This window comes from Streptomyces sp. x-19, from assembly GCF_046549115.1.
Classification (GTDB): domain Bacteria; phylum Actinomycetota; class Actinomycetes; order Streptomycetales; family Streptomycetaceae; genus Streptomyces; species Streptomyces albulus_C.
In genome coordinates this window covers 105,001-121,368 of the sequence record NZ_JAJPWK010000012.1, presented here as the reverse complement: position 1 = coordinate 121,368, position 16,368 = coordinate 105,001, and the positions used below count along the sequence as shown (strand labels likewise).

Sequence of the window (16,368 nt, the reverse complement as noted above, 5' to 3'; positions counted from 1 at the left end):
TGTTACTTCTCCTCGGTACGGGGGTGGGTGACGGCGGGCTCGTTGCCGCCGAGCAGCAGGTAGAGGACGGCCATGCGGACGGAGACGCCGTTGGCGACCTGCTCCACGGCCGTGCAGCGGTCGGAGTCGGCGACCTCGGCGGTGATCTCCATGCCGCGGACCATCGGGCCGGGGTGCATCACGATGGCGTGCCCGGGCATCCGGGACATCCGGTCGGCGTCCAGGCCGTAGCGCCGCGAGTACTCGCGCTCGGTCGGGAAGAAGGCGGCGTTCATCCGCTCGCGCTGCACCCGCAGCATCATCACGGCGTCGGACTTGGGCAGCACCCTGTCGAGGTCGTAGGAGACCTCGCACGGCCAGGTCTCGACGCCGACCGGCACCAGGGTGGGCGGCGCGACCAGGGTGACCTCGGCGCCCAGGGTGTGCAGGAGGTCGACGTTGGAGCGGGCGACGCGACTGTGCAGCACGTCGCCGACGAGGGTGATCCGCCTCCCGTCGAGGTCCCGGCCGAGCCCGGCGTCCGGACCGACGAGCCGGCGCCGCATGGTGAAGGCGTCCAGCAGGGCCTGGGTGGGGTGCTGGTGGGTGCCGTCACCGGCGTTGATCACGGGGGCGTCGATCCAGCCGGAGGTGGCCAGCCGGTACGGGGCGCCGGACGCGCCGTGCCGGATGACGACGGCGTCCACGCCCATCGCCTCCAGGGTCTGGGCGGTGTCCTTGAGCGATTCGCCCTTGGAGACGCTGGAGCCCTTGGCGGCGAAGTTGATGACGTCCGCGGAGAGTCGCTTCTCGGCGGCCTCGAAGGAGATCCGGGTCCGGGTCGAGTCCTCGAAGAACAGGTTGCAGACGGTCCGTCCGCGCAGGGCGGGCAGTTTCTTGATCGGCCGGTCGGCGACCCGGGCCATTTCCTCGGCGGTGTCGAGGATGAGCACGGCGTCGTCCCGCGTGAGATCGGCGGCCGAGATGAGGTGGCGCTTCATCCGGTTTTCTCCGGGAGTGAGGGAGGTGTACGGGAATGCCCGTTGAGCAGGCATGGGTGCGGGCCCGGGGTCACCGGGTCCGTCCGCGCGTGCGCTAGCGCTCGCCGGCCGGGGCTGTCGGCTCGACCGTCGAGGCCGCCGAGGGGCCGGCCTCGGAGCCGGGGCGGGACGGCGCGGGGCGCATGCCGAGCAGCACGGCGTCGCGGCCGTCCTCCTCGGTCAACTGGACCTTGACGGCCTCCCGCAGCGACGTGGGGAGGTTCTTGCCCACGTAGTCGGCACGGATCGGCAACTCGCGGTGGCCGCGGTCGACCAGGACGGCGAGCTGTACGGCGCGCGGGCGACCGATGTCCCCCAGCGCGTCCAGCGCGGCGCGGATGGTGCGCCCGGAGAAGAGCACGTCGTCGACGAGGAGGACGAGGCGGCCCTCGATGCCGTCGGCGGGGATCTCGGTGCGGGCCAGCGTGCGGGCCGGGCCCAGACGCAGGTCGTCGCGGTACATCGTGATGTCGAGCGAGCCGACCGGAATGGCGCGGCCGGTGATCTCTTCGAGCTTGTCGGCCAGTCGCCGGGCGAGGAAGACACCGCGGGTGGGGATTCCCAGCAGCACCACGTCGTTGGCGCCCTTGGCGCGCTCGACGATTTCGTGAGCGATACGGGTCAGCATCCGCGCGATGTCGGGGCCTTCGAGCACCGGCCTGGCGGGAGCTTGATTCCCCGATACGGAACTACGTGCGTCCATACGAAACGGACCTCCTTCTCCGCCTCACGGGACGGACTTTAAAGGACGTCGGAATTACGAGGTTCAGGCTATCAGGAGGCCCTTCGGGACCCACACACCCCCCTGACGGGTGAGGGTCTGGCCCATTCGGCTTGACGAAGTCAGATTACGCTGCGTAACCTCACAGTGAGTTACCAGCCACGCGGCGGAGCCGCATGTCGATACAGCCGTCTGGGGAGCTTTATGTCCAGCGAATACGCTAAACAGCTCGGGGCCAAGCTCCGCGCGATCCGTACCCAGCAGGGCCTCTCTCTCCACGGCGTCGAGGAGAAGTCCCAGGGCCGCTGGAAGGCCGTGGTCGTAGGGTCGTACGAGCGCGGTGACCGCGCCGTGACCGTACAGCGCCTCGCCGAGCTTGCGGACTTCTACGGCGTGCCGGTGCAGGAGCTGCTGCCGGGCACCACACCGGGCGGCGCCGCCGAGCCGCCGCCGAAGCTCGTGCTGGACCTGGAGCGTCTGGCCCATGTCCCGCAGGAGAAGGCCGGCCCGCTCCAGCGCTACGCCGCCACCATCCAGAGCCAGCGCGGTGACTACAACGGCAAGGTCCTCTCGATCCGTCAGGACGACCTCCGCACCCTCGCGGTGATCTACGACCAGTCGCCCTCGGTGCTCACCGAGCAGCTGATCAGTTGGGGCGTGCTGGACGCGGACGCCCGCCGTGCCGTGCAGCACGACGAGATCTGACGGGCCCGAAGCCCGCGCTCCACACGCAGAAACGTACCGCCGCTCCGGGCTGCCCGGGGCGGCGGTCGGCGTTGGGGGACGGTGCCGCGGCCAGAGGCCGGTGGACGGGCGGCTGGACCGCCGCACGGCCGAGGATCGGGACGGACGACGACGGGCCCGGAGCGAGGTGCATCGCTCCGGGCCCGTTCCGTGCCTCGGCACTTCCGCCGGTCAGCGGCCGCGTGGCCGGATCAGCGGGTCTCCTCCCGGCGCAGCCCGGGCTTGAGCTCCTTGAACCGGGCGAGCAGGCCGTTGACGAACGACGGCGAGTCGTCCGTGGAGAACTCCCTGGCCAGCTGCACGGCCTCGTCGATCGCCACCGCGTCCGGCGTGCCGTCCACCCAGAGCAGTTCGTAGGCCCCGAGCCGGAGGATGGAGCGGTCGGCCGCCGGCATCCGGTCCAGGTCCCAGTCCACGGAGTAGGTGGAGATCAGCTCGTCGATGCGGGCGACGTGCTCCGCGTACCCCTCGACCAGTTCCAGGGTGTACTCGTGCACCGGCGGCTGGCGGGGGTCGGTCCGGGCGTGGCGCATCCAGTCCGCGAGCACGGACTGCACGTCGGCACCGCGCTGGTCGGCCTCGAAGAGGATCTGGAAGGCGCGCTTACGGGCCTTGGTGCGGGCAGCCACGGTTAGCTGTTCACCCGGCCGAGGTAGTCGCCGGTACGGGTGTCGACCTTGATCTTCTCACCGGTGGTGATGAAGAGCGGGACCTGGATCTCGTAGCCGGTCTCCAGCGTGGCGGGCTTGGTGCCACCGGTGGAGCGGTCGCCCTGGAGGCCCGGCTCGGTCTCCTTGATGACCAGCTCGACGGCGGCCGGCAGCTCGACGTAGAGGACCTGGCCCTCGTTCTGCGCGACGACGGCCTCGAAGCCCTCGAGCAGGAAGTTGGCGGCGTCACCGACGGTCTTGCGGTCGATGTGCAGCTGGTCGTACGTGTCCATGTCCATGAAGACGAAGTAGTCGCCGTCCATGTACGAGAACTGCATGCCCCGCTTGTCGACGGTCGCCGTCTCGACCTTGGTGCCGGCGTTGAAGGTCTTGTCCACCACCTTGCCGGAGAGCACGTGCTTGAGCTTGGTACGGACGAAGGCCGGGCCCTTACCGGGCTTGACGTGCTGGAACTCGACGACGGACCAGAGCTGGCCGCCTTCGAGCTTGAGCACCATGCCGTTCTTGAGGTCGTTCGTGGAAGCCACGGTTGCGGAATCTCCTGGACTGCAGGTGGTGGAAACCGAGGAACCGCCGACAGCGAGCACGGTGGCTCACAGGGCGAGCAGCTCCTTGGTCGTGATCGTGAGTAGCTCGGGTCCGCCGTCCGCCTCGGGGCGGACGACGAGGGTGTCGTCGATCCGGACACCCCCACGGCCCGGGATGTGAACCCCCGGCTCGACGGTGACCGGCACGCAAGCGTCCAGTTTACCCATGGCGCCGGGTGACAACTGAGGGTCCTCGTCGATTTCCAGTCCGACGCCGTGCCCGGTCCATGGTCCGAGGCCCTCGCCGTGGCCCGCGCGCTCCAGGATCTGGCGGGTCACCCGGTCCACGTCATGGCACTCCACGCCCGGCGCCAGCGCCTCGCGGCCGGCCTTCTGGGCTGCGAAGACCAGGTCGTAGAGGTCGATCTGCCAGTCCGCCGGGGTGGTGCCGATGACGAAGGTCCGGCCGATCTCGCAGCGGTAGCCGCGGTAGTTGGCGCCCAGGCCGACGGTGAGGAAGTCGCCCTCCTCGACACGGCGGTCGGTGGGCAGGTGGCCGGCGCGCCCGGAGTTCGGGCCGGTGGCGACCGAGGTGGGGAAGGCCGGTCCGTCGGCTCCGTGGTCGACCAGGCGGCGTTCCAGTTCGAGCGCGAGGTGTCGTTCGGTGCGGCCGACCAGGATCGACTCCAGGAGTTCGCCCAGTGCCTGGTCGCTGATCTCGGCGGCGATCCGCAGGCAGGCGATCTCGTCGTCGTCCTTCACCAGCCGCTGCGCCTCGACGGCGCAGGCCAGGTCGGCGAGGCGCATCCGCGGGGTGATCTGGGACAGCGCCCGGTGCCGGGTGACGGTGAGGTGGTGCTCCTCCACCGCGAGGGCCTGTGCGCCCGCCTTGGCGGCCAGGCCGGCGGCGGTCACCACGGGGTCGCCGCCCCGGGTGGGCAGCACCGCGACCCGCACGTCGTCGGACGGGCGCCCCTCGGTGGGGTCACCGGTGAGCGGCCGGCCGCAGACCAGGACGTCGTCGCCGGGGCCCAGCAGCAGGGCCGCGCCGGGCGGGGCGCAGCCGGTGAGGTAGCGGACGTTGGCGGGGCGCGAGATCAGTGCGGCGGTGCTTCCGGTTGCGGCGCAGCGGTCGCGCAGCTGCGTGCGTCGAACCGCGTACAACTCGGACATATCGCCAGCGTACGACCCCTCTCCCGGGCCGGCCGTTCGAGGCGGCCGGCCGGGGGACGGGGCGGCTACCAGCTGGGCGGACTGGCCAGGCTGCGGGCGACGACCTCGTCGAGGGCCCGCACGGTGCTGGCGACGTCGTGCTGGGAGTTGTCGATGATCGGCAGCCCGGAGCCGTACCAGCCGGCCATCCGGCCGTGGATGCGGGCCACCTCCTCGTCGGAGAGGCGGCGGTTGCCGCTGCGGCGGGCGTTGCGCTCCAGGACGACCTCCAGGCCCGGGAGCAGCACGATCGGCAGCAGGCCGGGGCCGACGTGGCGCTTCCAGCCGCCGAGGCCGACGACCGGGCGGTCCGGGAAGACCGCGTCGTCGAGGATGCAGGAGATGCCGTTGGCGAGGAAGTTGCGCGCGGCGAAACCGCAGGTGCGGCGGGCCAGGCGGTACTGCGCCTCGGAGTTGTCGTTCCAGCCGGCCTGCGGGTCGGCGAAACCGGACCGGACCCACTCGCGGACGTCGTCGAGGCTGATGTGCGCGGTCGGCACCCGCCGGCTGTCGGCCCAGTGCCGGGCGACGCTCGTCTTGCCGGCGCCGGCCGGGCCGATCAGCAGCACCGCGACGGCGGCGTGCGCGGCGTCCGGGGCGGCGTTGCCGGGCGGCGGGCTGGGCAGCGCGACGGGGGCGCCGGGGGGCAGCTGGACGTGGCCGGTGATGTCGTTGCTGTGCGGGGCGGGCGGGGCCTGCTGCGGAGCGGGGGCGTGCCAGCCCTGGCCCGGGGCGGGGTGGGCCGGCGGGGCGGGAGGCGGGGGCGGGGCCGCGGGGGTGTGCGGCGCGCCGGGGGGCTGGGGCGGGCCGGGGTGGGGCGTCCAGTTCATGGTCATGCCGGCGCCTTGGGGGTGAAGTGGGCCGCGGGGCGGTGGCAGCGGAGCCCCCACTGCGTACTGCATCCGGTGGCTCTCCGTCTCGTGCGGTCGACGTGGTGCGGGGCGGCGCACCGGGCGGGGTGGCGCACCGGGCGGGGTGGCCCGGTGCGCCGTGACGACAACTGCGGGGCGGGTACGGGTCGTTGCCGTCCCACCGCCGGGTGGTGCTGCGGTGAACCGTACTCCCCCGGCAACTGCCAGGAGGTCTCCCTACCCCCGGCGCACATCGAATGAACGGCCGAGGGCACGGGCGGGTGGCGACCGCGCCGATCAGCCGTCCAGTTCCTCGGCGAGGGCACGGAGCGCCAGGCGGTACGAGCCGATGCCGAAACCGGCGACGGTGCCGCTGGCGACGGCCGCGATGACGGAGGTGTGGCGGAACTCCTCGCGGGCGTACGGGTTGGAGATGTGCACCTCGATCAGCGGGGCGGTGCGCTGGGCCGCCGCGTCCCGCATCGCGTACGAGTAGTGCGTGAAGGCCCCGGGATTGATGACGACCGGGATCGAGCCGTCGGCCGCCTCGTGCAGCCAGCGGACCATCTCACCCTCGTCGTTGGTCTCCCGCACCTCGGCTTCAAAGCCCAGCTCCTTGCCGAGCCGGGCGCACTCGGCGACCAGCCCGGCGTAGGAGGTGGCGCCGTAGACGTCGGGCTCGCGGGAGCCCAACCGCCCGAGGTTGGGGCCGTTGAGGACCAGCACCCTGCGGCTCACGAGGCGATCTCCGCGTGCGCGGCGAGCAGCATCGCCGGGTCCGGGCCCTCCAGGACGGTCGGCTTGGCCAGGCCGTCCAGGACGATGAAGCGGAGCCGGTCGCCGCGGGACTTCTTGTCGACCCGCATGGTCTCCAGCAGCTTGGGCCACTGGTCGCCGCGGTAGGTCAGGGGCAGCCCGACGGAGGCCAGGACGGCGCGGTGCCGGTCGGCGGTGGCGTCGTCCAACCGGCCGGCGATCCGGCCGAGTTCGGCGGCGAAGACCATGCCGACGGAGACCGCGGCGCCGTGCCGCCAGTTGTAGCGCTCGTTCTTCTCGATGGCGTGCGCCAGGGTGTGGCCGTAGTTGAGGATCTCCCGCAGACCGGACTCCTTGAGGTCCGCGGAGACCACGTCGGCCTTGACCCGGATCGCCCGCTCGATCAGCTCGGAGGTGTGCGGGCCGTCGGGCCGCTTGGCGCCCTCCGGGTCCCCCTCGATCAGCTCCAGGATCGCCGGGTCGGCGATGAAACCGGCCTTGATGACCTCGGCCAGCCCGGAGACGTAGTCGTGGACCGGGAGGGTGTCCAGCGCGGCCAGGTCGCACAGCACCCCGGCCGGCGGGTGGAACGCGCCGACGAGGTTCTTGCCCTCGGCGGTGTTGATGCCCGTCTTGCCGCCGACGGCGGCGTCCACCATGCCCAGCACGGTGGTCGGGACGGCGATCCAGCGCACCCCGCGCAGCCAGGTCGCGGCGACGAAGCCGGCCAGGTCGGTGGTGGCCCCGCCGCCCACGCCGACGATCACGTCGGTGCGGGTGAAGCCGGTCTGGCCCAGCGCCTTCCAGCAGTAGGCGGCGACCTCGGCGGTCTTGGCCTCCTCGGCGTTGGGCAGCTGGATGGCGATCGCCTCGTAGCCCTGGCCGGCCAGGTCCTCGCGCAGCGCCTCACCGGTGGCGGCCAGCGCCTCGGGGTGCAGCACGGCGACGCGCTGGGCCGCGGTGCCGATCAGGCCGGGGAGTTCGCCCAGCAGTTGCCGCCCGACGAGGACCTCGTACGGATCGGTGCCGGCGGTACCGCCGACCTGGATGCGGGTGGCCTGCTCCGTCATGCCTGTTCCTCCCTGCCGGCGGGCCGCACGGCGTTCGCGGCCGACCGTAGCTCCAAAGCGTCCACGATCGCGTCGGCGACGTCCTCGGGGGTGCGGCCCCCGGTGGCGATCACGGCCCGGGCGACCTCGGTGTAGAGCGGGCGGCGCCGCTCCATCAGCTCGCGCCACTGCTTGCGCGGGTTGACAGCGAGCAGCGGACGGGGCGCGTCCAGCCCCACCCGCTTGACGGCGTCGGCGAGTTCGACGTCGAGGAAGACCACCGGCCGGCCGGTCAGCAGCTGCCGGGTGGCGTCGTCCATGATCGCGCCGCCGCCGAGGGCGAGCACCCCGGGGTGCGCGTCGAGAGCGGCGCGGACCGCGGCCCGCTCCAGTGCGCGGAAGTGCGGCTCGCCCTCGTCGATGAAGATCTCGGCGATCGGCCTGCCGGCGGTGGCGACGATGTCGGCGTCGGTGTCGCGGTAGCCGACGCCCAGCCGCTCGGCCAGCAGCGCGCCCACGGTGGACTTGCCGGCCCCGGGCGGGCCGACCAGCACGACGACGGGCGCGGTCACTTGATCGCCAGGTTGTCGAGGAAGCTGCGGACGTTGCGGCGAGTCTCCGGCACGCTGTCGCCGCCGAACTTCTCCACCACCGCGTCGGCCAGCACCAGCGCCACCATCGCCTCGGCGACGATGCCGGCGGCCGGGACCGCGCAGACGTCGGAGCGCTGGTGGTGCGCCTTGGCGGCCTCGCCGGTGGCGACGTCGATCGTCGCCAGCGCCCGCGGCACGGTCGCGATCGGCTTCATCGCGGCCCGCACGCGCAGGAGTTCACCGGTGGTCAGGCCGCCCTCGGTGCCGCCGGAACGGCCGGAGGCGCGCCTGATGCCGTCGTCGGTGGCGAGGATCTCGTCGTGCGCCTTCGAACCGGGCACCCGCGCCAGACCGAAACCGTCGCCGACCTCGACGCCCTTGATGGCCTGGATGCCCATGAGGGCGGCGGCCAGCCGGGCGTCCAGCCGGCGGTCCCAGTGGACGTGCGAGCCGAGGCCGACCGGCACGCCGTAGGCGAGGACCTCGACGACGCCGCCGAGCGTGTCGCCGTCCTTGTGGGCCTGGTCGATCTCGGCGACCATCGCCTTCGACGCGTCCGCGTCCAGGCAGCGCACCGGGTCCGCGTCCAGCTTCTCGACGTCGGCGGGTGTGGGGTACACGCCGTACGGGGCCTTGGCCGCGGCCAGCTCGACGACGTGCGAGACGATCTCGATGCCGGCCGTCTCCTTCAGGAAGGAACGGGCGACGGTGCCGAGGGCGACCCGGGCCGCGGTCTCGCGGGCGGAGGCACGCTCCAGGATCGGGCGGGCCTCGTCGAAGCCGTACTTCTGCATGCCAGCGAGGTCGGCGTGGCCGGGGCGGGGGCGGGTCAGCGGGGCGTTGCGGGCCAGCTCGGCCAGCTCCGCCTCGTCCACCGGGTCGGCGGCCATGACCTGTTCCCACTTGGGCCACTCGGTGTTGCCGACCATGATCGCCACGGGGGAACCCAACGAACGGCCGTGCCGCACACCGCCGAGGAAGGTGACCTCGTCCCGCTCGAACTTCATCCGGGCACCGCGGCCATAGCCGAGCCGGCGGCGGGCCAGGGCGTCCGCCACCATCTCCGTGGTGATCGGCACGTCGGCGGGAAGGCCCTCCAACGTCGCCACGAGTGCGGGGCCGTGCGACTCCCCCGCCGTCAGCCAGCGCAACCTGCTCAACGGTGCTCCTCAGTACTGCTCACGTGCTGCTCATCCGCGTACGGTCTCCTCTGATCCTCCCACGTCGCGCGGGTCGCGCGGCGCGCCGTCCAGGGTGCGGACCACGGGGACCACCCAGCGGGCGGAGGGGCCGCTCAGCGAGCCGCGAGGGCCGCCTCGCCGGCCCGACGCATCGCGGCCAGCGGCGCCGGCGCCCGCCCGGTCATCTGCTCGACCTGGAGGACGGCCTGGTGGACCAGGAGGTCCAGGCCGCCGACGACGGCGCCGCCGCGGTCGGCCCAGGCGGTGGCCAGCGCGGTCGGCCAGGGCTCGTAGAGCACGTCGAAGAGGGTGCCGGGCCGGTCGGGGACGGCGGCGGCGAGCGGGTCGGTGCTGCCCGCCGGGGTGGTCGCGATGACCAGCGGCGCCGTGAAGGCCGCGGCGGCCTCGTCCCAGGGGGCGGTGCGGACCGGGACCCCCAGGCGCTCGCCCCAGCCGCGCATCTCGTCGGCGCGCGCGGCGCTGCGGACGTACGCGGTGACCTCGCCGGTGCAGATCCGGGCGAGCGCGGCCAACGCCGAGGAGGCGGTGGCGCCGGCGCCGAGCACGGCGGCCCGCTCGACCTGCTGGACGCCGCGTTCGCGCAGCGCCGCGAGCATGCCCGGGATGTCGGTGTTGTCCCCGCGCAGGCGCCCGTCGGGGGTGAACACGACGGTGTTGACCGCCTCGACGGAGGCCGCGGTGGGGGTGATCTCGTCCAGCAACGGGATCACCGCGCGCTTGAGCGGCATGGTCAGCGACAGGCCGGCCCATTCCGAACCGAGCCCGTCCAGGAATCCGGGGAGCCCCGATTCGTCGACCTCGTGACGGCCGTACTCCCAGCCGCTCAGCCCGAGTTCGTCATAGGCGGCGCGGTGCAGCACCGGCGAGAGGGAGTGCGCGATGGGCGATCCGAGGACCGCCGCCTTCTTGTGCTCAGGACTGTGGGACACCGGCTGGCCTTCAGTTTCCGTTCTGCTTCTGCTCTTGCTGCCGCTTGTTGAATTCCTGGACGAGCTTCTCGTGGTCGGCGTAGTTGGTGGTGAAGTCCGTCTTCTTGCCGTCCACCGAGATGAAGTAGAGCCACTTATCGGAGTTGTCCGGGTTGATCGTGGCCTTGAGCGCGTCCGCGCCGGGATTTCCGATCGGACCGGGCGGGAGTCCCCGGTAGAAGTACGTGTTGTAGGGATCGTCGTAGTGCCGGATCTCCTGCGTACTGATGTTGATCTTGCTCTGGTTCTTGAGGTAGTTGAACGTCGAGTCGAATTCCAGCTTCTGGTTCGTGGCCGTGTTGGTCGGAGCCAATCGGTTGTAGACGACGGCCGCCATCTTCCGGAAGTCATCGTGCGTCATGCCCTCGGCCTGGGTGAGGCTGGCGACGGTGATGAGCTGCAGCGGAGAATCCAGATGGAATTTCTTGGCGCTCGATTCGAGATCGTACTTCTGGTATTCCTGAGTGGCCCGCGAGATCATTTGCCGGAGCACGTCGGCGGGTTTTGCGTGCTCGCCGACGCTGTATGTCGAGGGGTAGAGGAAGCCCTCCAGCGGGTCCTTGATCTTCGGGGAGGCATCGGCCCAGGAAGGCAGGCCGAGGTTCTTCGCCTGGTTGTGCGCGATCTCCTTGGTGGTGCCCGCCGCGAGCTTGAGCTTCTTGTCGATCAGCGTGTAGACGGCGCCGGCCCGCAGCCCCTCTTGGATCGTCAGACCGTTGCGACTGCGCGGATCCGACATCATGGCCACGGCCGAGGCCGCGGACATCTGCTTGCGCAGCGAGTACGAACCGGGCTGGAGGAGCTTGTCCTTCTTGCTGTCGACCGCCGCTTCGGAGAACGCGTCGGCGCTCTTGACCACGCCCTCGCGCTTCAGGATCAGGCCCATCTGCAAGATGGTGGAGCCGTCGGGGATCTCGACCTGCACGGCCCCGCTGCCCTCGCCCTCGTAGTCGGGGGGCGAGGTGAAGTGGCGCATGATGAAGTCGTAGCCGAAGTACCCGACGCCGCCGACGACACCGGCCAGCGCCAGGGTCACGACCAGGCAGGCGCTACCGCTGCGGCGCTTGTTCTTCTTGTTCTTGCCCTTCCGCCCCCGGCGCTCACGGCCCGACCGGCCGCCGTCCTCGTCGTCGTAGCCGTCGTCCTCGGCGTCCGGTTCGTCGGCGAAGAACGGGTGGTCCGGTTCCCGCTTGCGCGGCTCCGGTCCGTCGGCGTCCGGCGTCGCCCGCCAGTCGTCGCCCTCGGCGGCCGGCTCCTCGAAGGGCGCCCCGGCCGGCGGGTGCTGGTGCGGGACGGACCCCGGCGGGTAGTCGCCCGGACGTTGCGGGTGCGAAGGCTGCCCGTACTGCTGCTGGTGCGGGTCGGCCAGCGCCTGCTCCGCCATCCCGTGGTGCTGCGGGGCCGGCGGCTGGGCCGGCATCTGCTGGGTCTCCTGGAGGCCGTAGCCGTCCGGCGCGCCGTAGTAGTCGTGCCCCTGACCCGCGTAGTTCTGGCCGGTCTGGTGCGGGGCGGGGTACTCCTGGCCCGGCTGGAGGTACGGGTCGGCCGGCTGCTGCTGCCCGTAGGGATCGTACGGGTCGTACGCCGGCTGGCCGCCCGCGTGCTGGTTGCCGTCCCAGGCGCCGTGGCCCGCGGGGTACTGCTGCTGGTGCGGGTACTGCTGCGGGGGGTGCTGGTCGTGCTGCGGGTGCTGGGGGTACTGCTGTTGGGGATACCCGGTGGGCTGCTGTCCGCCCCACTGCGGCTGCTGCTCCTGGCCTCCGTACGGACCACGGTCTCCGTAGAGCGGGTCGTCGGGATGCCACGGTTCGGAGCCGTAGCCCCGGCCATACTCGGTCATCGATCCCCTAGAGCCGAGAGGCGGGGCGCACCGTCCGGGTGGCGCCTGTCGTACCGATCCGCCTCTACTTGCACGCGCGGCTGTTCGAACCGCCGCCACAACGCGCGGAACGTTACCGTACCGCGATCAGGTGACCACTTCGACGTGCTCCCCGGGCGGTCGCCCGGACGTGCGTTCGGTTTCCAGTGCGCTCTGGAGGATGACCACCGCGGCGGCCTGGTCCACCACCGAACGGCCCTTCTTGCTGCGGACGCCGGAGGCCCGCAGCCCGTGGGTCGCGGTGACCGTCGACATCCGCTCGTCGACCAGCCGAACCCCCACGGGGGCGACGTTCCGGGCGAGTTCCTGGGCGAAGGCCCGGACCTTGGCCGCGGCCGGCCCCTCTCCCCCACTGAGGGAGCGGGGCAGACCAACCACCACTTCGAGCGGCTCGTACTCCTCGACGATCGCCTTGAGCCGTCGGTGCGCCGCCGGGACGTCCCGCCCCGGCACGGTCTCGACGGGGGTGGCGAGGACCCCGTCGGGGTCGCACGAGGCGACCCCGATCCGGGCGTCCCCGACATCCACGGCGATGCGGCGGCCGCGTCGCATCTCGCTCACGGGCGTCAGGCCGCCTCGGCCACGAGGCGCTCGACGGCCCCGATGGCCTCGGGCACCGCGGCGGCGTTCTGACCGCCGCCCTGGGCGACGTCGGGCTTGCCGCCGCCGCCACCGCCGAGCGTCTTGGCGGCGGTGCGGACCAGGTCGCCGGCCTTGATGCCGCGCTCGCGGGCGGCCTCGTTGGTGGCGATGACGGTCAGCGGGCGGCCGTTGGCCACGGTGAAGAGGGCCACGACCACGGCGCGGTCGCCCTGAATCCGGCCGCGCACGTCGAGGACCAGCTTGCGCAGGTCGTCGGCGGAGGTGCCGTCCTGGACCTGGGCGGCGACCAGGGCCACCCCGCGGACGTCCTTGGCGCCCTCGGCCAGGCCGGCCGCGGCCTGCAGCACCTTCTCCGCGCGGAACTTCTCGATCTCCTTCTCGGCGTCCTTCAGCTTGGCCAGGACTCCGGAGATCTTCTCGGGCAGCTCCTCCGGACGGCCCTTGACCAGCTCGGTGAGCTGCGAGACGACGGTGTGCTCACGGGCCAGGAAGCGGTACGCGTCGACGCCGACCAGCGCCTCGACGCGGCGCACGCCGGAGCCGATGGAGGATTCGCCGAGCAGCTTCACCAGGCCCAGCTGGGCGGTGTTGTGGACGTGCGTGCCGCCGCACAGCTCCTTGGAGAAGTCGCCGATGGTGACCACGCGGACCCGCTCGCCGTACTTCTCGCCGAACTCGGCGATGGCGCCCTGCTTCTTGGCGTCGTCCATGCTCATGACCTCGGCGTGCACGTCGAGTTCACGGGCCAGGACGTCGTTGATCTTCTGCTCGACGTCGGTGAGGACCGAGCCGGGCACGGCCGCCGGCGAACCGAAGTCGAAGCGGAAGCGGCCCGGGGAGTTCTCCGAACCGGCCTGGGCGGCGGTCGGGCCCAGGGCGTCGCGCAGCGCCTGGTGGGTGAGGTGGGTGGCGCTGTGGGCCCGGGCGATGGCCCGGCGGCGCTGGACGTCGATGACGGCGTACGCGGCGGAACCGAGCACCACCTCGCCGACCTGCACCACACCCTTGTGGACGATGACGCCGGGGACCGGCTGCTGGACGTCGCGCACCTCGACGACGGCGCCGCTGTCCAGCTTGATCCGGCCGGTGTCGGCGAGCTGGCCGCCGCCCTCGGCGTAGAACGGGGTGCGGTCCAGCACGACCTCGACCTCGTCGCCCTCGTGGGCGGCCGGCGCGGAGACGCCGTTGACCACGAGGCCGACGACGGCGGACTCGCCCTCGGTGTCGGTGTAGCCGGTGAAGACCGAGGAGCCGGAGCTGTCGGCGATCTCGCGGTACGCCGACATGTCGGCGTGGCCGTGCTTCTTGGCCAGGGCGTCGGCCTTGGCGCGGTCCCGCTGCTCCTTCATCAGGCGGCGGAAGCCGTCCTCGTCCACCGACAGGCCCTGCTCGGCGGCCATTTCGAGGGTGAGGTCGATCGGGAAGCCCCAGGTGTCGTGGAGCAGGAACGCCTTGTCGCCGGCGAGCACCGTGCCGCCGCCGGCCTTGGTCTCGGTCACCGCGGTGTCGAGGATGTTGGTGCCGGCCTTGAGCGTCTTGAGGAAGGCGGCCTCCTCGGCGAGGGCGACCGTCTCGATCCGCTTGCGGTCCTGCAGGAGCTCCGGGTACTGCTGTCCCATCGTCCGGATGACCACGTCGAGCAGGTCGCCGACGACCAGGCCGGTGGCGCCCAGCAGGCGCATGTTGCGGATGGCCCGGCGCATGATGCGGCGCAGGACGTACCCGCGGCCCTCGTTGCCGGGGGTGACGCCGTCGCCGATGAGCATCGTCGAGGTGCGCATGTGGTCGGCGACCACGCGCAGCGAGACGTCGGAGTCGGTGGCGGCACCGTAGCGGACGCCGGTGAGCTCACCGGCCTTGTCGATGACCACCCGGAGGGTGTCGGTCTCGTACATGTTGCGCACGCCCTGAAGGATCATGGCGAGGCGTTCCAGGCCGAGGCCGGTGTCGATGTTCTTCGACGGCAGCTCGCCGAGGATCTCGAAGTCCTCCTTGCCGAGGCCCGCGCCGCGCTCGTACTGCATGAAGACCAGGTTCCAGATCTCCACGTAGCGCTCGTCGTTGACGGCCGGGCCGCCCTCGACGCCGAACTCGGGGCCCCGGTCGTAGTTGATCTCCGAGCACGGGCCGCAGGGGCCCGGGACGCCCATGGACCAGTAGTTCTCCTTCTTGCCCAGTCGCTGGATGCGCTCCTTGGGCACCCCGACGACCTCGTGCCAGATCCGCTCGGCCTCGTCGTCTTCCAGGTAGACGGTGATCCAGAGCTTCTCGGGCTCCAGGCCGTAACCGCCGTCCGCCACGGGAGACGTCAGCAGCTCCCAGGCGTGCTTGATCGCGCCTTCCTTGAAGTAGTCCCCGAAGGAGAAGTTGCCGCACATCTGGAAGAACGTGCCGTGCCGGGTGGTCTTGCCGACCTCTTCGATGTCCGGCGTGCGCACGCACTTCTGGACGCTGGTGGCGGTCTTGAACGGGGGCTTGACCTCGCCGAGGAAGTACGGCTTGAAGGGGACCATGCCCGCCGGGACCAGGAGCAGCGTCGGGTCGTCCGCGATGAGCGACGCCGACGGCACGACGGTGTGCCCGCGCTCTTCGAAGAAGCGCAGCCAGCGGCGGCGGATTTCAGCCGACTCCATCAGTGGTCCTCATTTCCGGTCGGTCCGGTCAGTCCGGGGGTTCTCGTGGTTCGGTACGACGTGTGGAGCACCGCGCGGCGCGGTGCGGGCAGCTCGGGCGCCTCGACGGGCTCCGCGAGCCCGAGGGCGTCGTGCAGTTGCTCTTCACGGTCCGCCATTCCGGCCCGTACGTCCAATGCAAATTGACGCAACCGGTTTCCGGTCTCGACGGCCTTGTCCGCGGCCTGCGCGGCGAGGCTGTCGGGCTGCAGCTTGCGCAGCTTTTGGTGGACCTTGTTGGTGGCCCACACCCCGGCGGCGGCGCCGGTGGTGAACCAGAATGCGCGGCGGAACATCGCGGTGATCAGTCCTTGGAGCGACGGGAGCGGCGCCGGCCGCGGCGGGCGCCGGGCAGGGTGCGGCCGACGACGGTGCGGTTCGGCTCGGGCAGGCCCTTCTTGCCGATCGCCCGTCGCACGCCGTAGCCGAACGCCGCGACCTTGACCAGCGGTCCGCCGAAGGCGGTGGAGACGGTCGAGGAGAGCGCGGAGGCGTTGGCGGTGACCTCTTGCACGTCGGCGGCGATGGCGTCGACGCGGGCGAGCTGGGTGTGCGCGGAGCGGACGGTCGCGGACGCGTCGGCCAGGAGCGGAACCGCCTGCTCGGACACCTCGGTCACCATCTTCGTGGTCGCCTTGAGGGTCTGTGCGAGCCTCACCAGCACGAGGGCGAGGAACGACACGAGGATCGCCCAGAAGACGGCCACGAGGATCCCGGCCACCTCTCCACCGGACACGCTGGCACCACACTCCGACTGGTCTGCTCTGGTCTGGTCTCGTCCTGCTCGAACGGCAACCTTGACCTTATCGCGCCGTGACTGTCCGTCCGTACCGTGCTCCCGGTCCGGGCCGGGGCACCGGAAGGGGTGATTGTACGGTCTGCATCGCCACGAGTACGCTCC

Annotated in this window: 17 protein-coding genes; 1 reads left to right on the top strand and 16 read right to left on the bottom strand. The window is 71.7% G+C overall.

Annotated features, from left to right (window positions below):
- Nucleotides 1-2: 2 nt before the first annotated feature.
- Both ACLJT4_RS25370 and pyrR read right to left on the bottom strand, forming a co-directional pair.
- Nucleotides 3-980, bottom strand: a complete 978-nt coding sequence (locus tag ACLJT4_RS25370; protein ID WP_411125480.1) for an aspartate carbamoyltransferase catalytic subunit — start codon at nucleotides 978-980, stop codon at nucleotides 3-5.
- A 94-nt stretch (nucleotides 981-1,074) separates the two neighbouring features.
- Nucleotides 1,075-1,722, bottom strand: a complete 648-nt coding sequence (gene pyrR, locus ACLJT4_RS25365) for a bifunctional pyr operon transcriptional regulator/uracil phosphoribosyltransferase PyrR (protein ID WP_411125478.1) — start codon at nucleotides 1,720-1,722, stop codon at nucleotides 1,075-1,077.
- Nucleotides 1,723-1,944: 222 nt separating this feature from the next.
- Between pyrR and bldD the strand changes: the two genes are divergently transcribed.
- Entirely contained in the window at nucleotides 1,945-2,445 is a 501-nt protein-coding gene (gene bldD / locus ACLJT4_RS25360) for a transcriptional regulator BldD (protein ID WP_016572354.1), read from the top strand.
- Between the two features lie 230 nt (nucleotides 2,446-2,675).
- On the opposite strand, the gene nusB is transcribed toward bldD, so the two are convergent.
- The 14 genes from nusB to ACLJT4_RS25290 all read right to left on the bottom strand — a co-directional run bounded on the left by nusB (nucleotide 2,676) and on the right by ACLJT4_RS25290 (nucleotide 16,203).
- Nucleotides 2,676-3,113 carry a transcription antitermination factor NusB gene (gene nusB, locus ACLJT4_RS25355; RefSeq protein WP_411125476.1) on the bottom strand — a complete coding sequence of 146 codons (438 nt, stop codon included), beginning with the start codon at nucleotides 3,111-3,113 and terminating at the stop codon, nucleotides 2,676-2,678.
- 2 nt (nucleotides 3,114-3,115) lie between these two features.
- Nucleotides 3,116-3,682: an elongation factor P gene (efp, locus tag ACLJT4_RS25350; protein WP_016572352.1), complete on the bottom strand. Its 567-nt coding sequence runs from the start codon at nucleotides 3,680-3,682 to the stop codon at nucleotides 3,116-3,118.
- A 66-nt stretch (nucleotides 3,683-3,748) separates the two neighbouring features.
- On the bottom strand, nucleotides 3,749-4,855 hold the full coding sequence (locus ACLJT4_RS25345; protein ID WP_411125474.1) for a M24 family metallopeptidase: 1,107 nt from the start codon (nucleotides 4,853-4,855) through the stop codon (nucleotides 3,749-3,751).
- Between the two features lie 65 nt (nucleotides 4,856-4,920).
- Entirely contained in the window at nucleotides 4,921-5,796 is an 876-nt protein-coding gene (locus ACLJT4_RS25340) for a Pro-rich N-terminal domain-containing protein (protein WP_411125472.1), read from the bottom strand.
- Nucleotides 5,797-6,042: 246 nt separating this feature from the next.
- Nucleotides 6,043-6,483 (bottom strand): type II 3-dehydroquinate dehydratase, encoded by a 441-nt coding sequence (gene aroQ, locus ACLJT4_RS25335; RefSeq protein ID WP_016575519.1) that lies wholly within the window; start codon nucleotides 6,481-6,483, stop codon nucleotides 6,043-6,045.
- Nucleotides 6,480-7,571 (bottom strand): 3-dehydroquinate synthase, encoded by a 1,092-nt coding sequence (gene aroB, locus ACLJT4_RS25330; RefSeq protein WP_411125470.1) that lies wholly within the window; start codon nucleotides 7,569-7,571, stop codon nucleotides 6,480-6,482. The genes aroQ and aroB overlap by 4 nt, the downstream gene beginning before the upstream one ends.
- Nucleotides 7,568-8,122 carry a shikimate kinase gene (locus tag ACLJT4_RS25325; RefSeq protein ID WP_411125468.1) on the bottom strand — a complete coding sequence of 185 codons (555 nt, stop codon included), beginning with the start codon at nucleotides 8,120-8,122 and terminating at the stop codon, nucleotides 7,568-7,570. The genes aroB and ACLJT4_RS25325 overlap by 4 nt, the downstream gene beginning before the upstream one ends.
- Nucleotides 8,119-9,303 carry a chorismate synthase gene (gene aroC / locus ACLJT4_RS25320; protein ID WP_233659718.1) on the bottom strand — a complete coding sequence of 395 codons (1,185 nt, stop codon included), beginning with the start codon at nucleotides 9,301-9,303 and terminating at the stop codon, nucleotides 8,119-8,121. The genes ACLJT4_RS25325 and aroC overlap by 4 nt, the downstream gene beginning before the upstream one ends.
- A 134-nt stretch (nucleotides 9,304-9,437) precedes the next feature.
- Nucleotides 9,438-10,274 (bottom strand): shikimate dehydrogenase, encoded by an 837-nt coding sequence (locus ACLJT4_RS25315; protein ID WP_411125465.1) that lies wholly within the window; start codon nucleotides 10,272-10,274, stop codon nucleotides 9,438-9,440.
- 10 nt (nucleotides 10,275-10,284) lie between these two features.
- On the bottom strand, nucleotides 10,285-12,153 hold the full coding sequence (gene mltG, locus ACLJT4_RS25310) for an endolytic transglycosylase MltG (protein ID WP_411125463.1): 1,869 nt from the start codon (nucleotides 12,151-12,153) through the stop codon (nucleotides 10,285-10,287).
- A 126-nt stretch (nucleotides 12,154-12,279) separates the two neighbouring features.
- Complete coding sequence (gene ruvX, locus ACLJT4_RS25305; RefSeq protein WP_016574290.1) at nucleotides 12,280-12,744, bottom strand: Holliday junction resolvase RuvX; 465 nt, start codon at nucleotides 12,742-12,744, stop codon at nucleotides 12,280-12,282.
- A gap of 14 nt (nucleotides 12,745-12,758) precedes the next feature.
- Entirely contained in the window at nucleotides 12,759-15,428 is a 2,670-nt protein-coding gene (alaS, locus tag ACLJT4_RS25300; RefSeq protein WP_411125461.1) for an alanine--tRNA ligase, read from the bottom strand.
- Nucleotides 15,428-15,763 carry a DUF6167 family protein gene (locus tag ACLJT4_RS25295; protein WP_016574288.1) on the bottom strand — a complete coding sequence of 112 codons (336 nt, stop codon included), beginning with the start codon at nucleotides 15,761-15,763 and terminating at the stop codon, nucleotides 15,428-15,430. The genes alaS and ACLJT4_RS25295 overlap by 1 nt, the downstream gene beginning before the upstream one ends.
- An 8-nt stretch (nucleotides 15,764-15,771) precedes the next feature.
- Nucleotides 15,772-16,203: a DUF948 domain-containing protein gene (locus tag ACLJT4_RS25290; RefSeq protein ID WP_411125458.1), complete on the bottom strand. Its 432-nt coding sequence runs from the start codon at nucleotides 16,201-16,203 to the stop codon at nucleotides 15,772-15,774.
- Nucleotides 16,204-16,368: the final 165 nt, after the last annotated feature.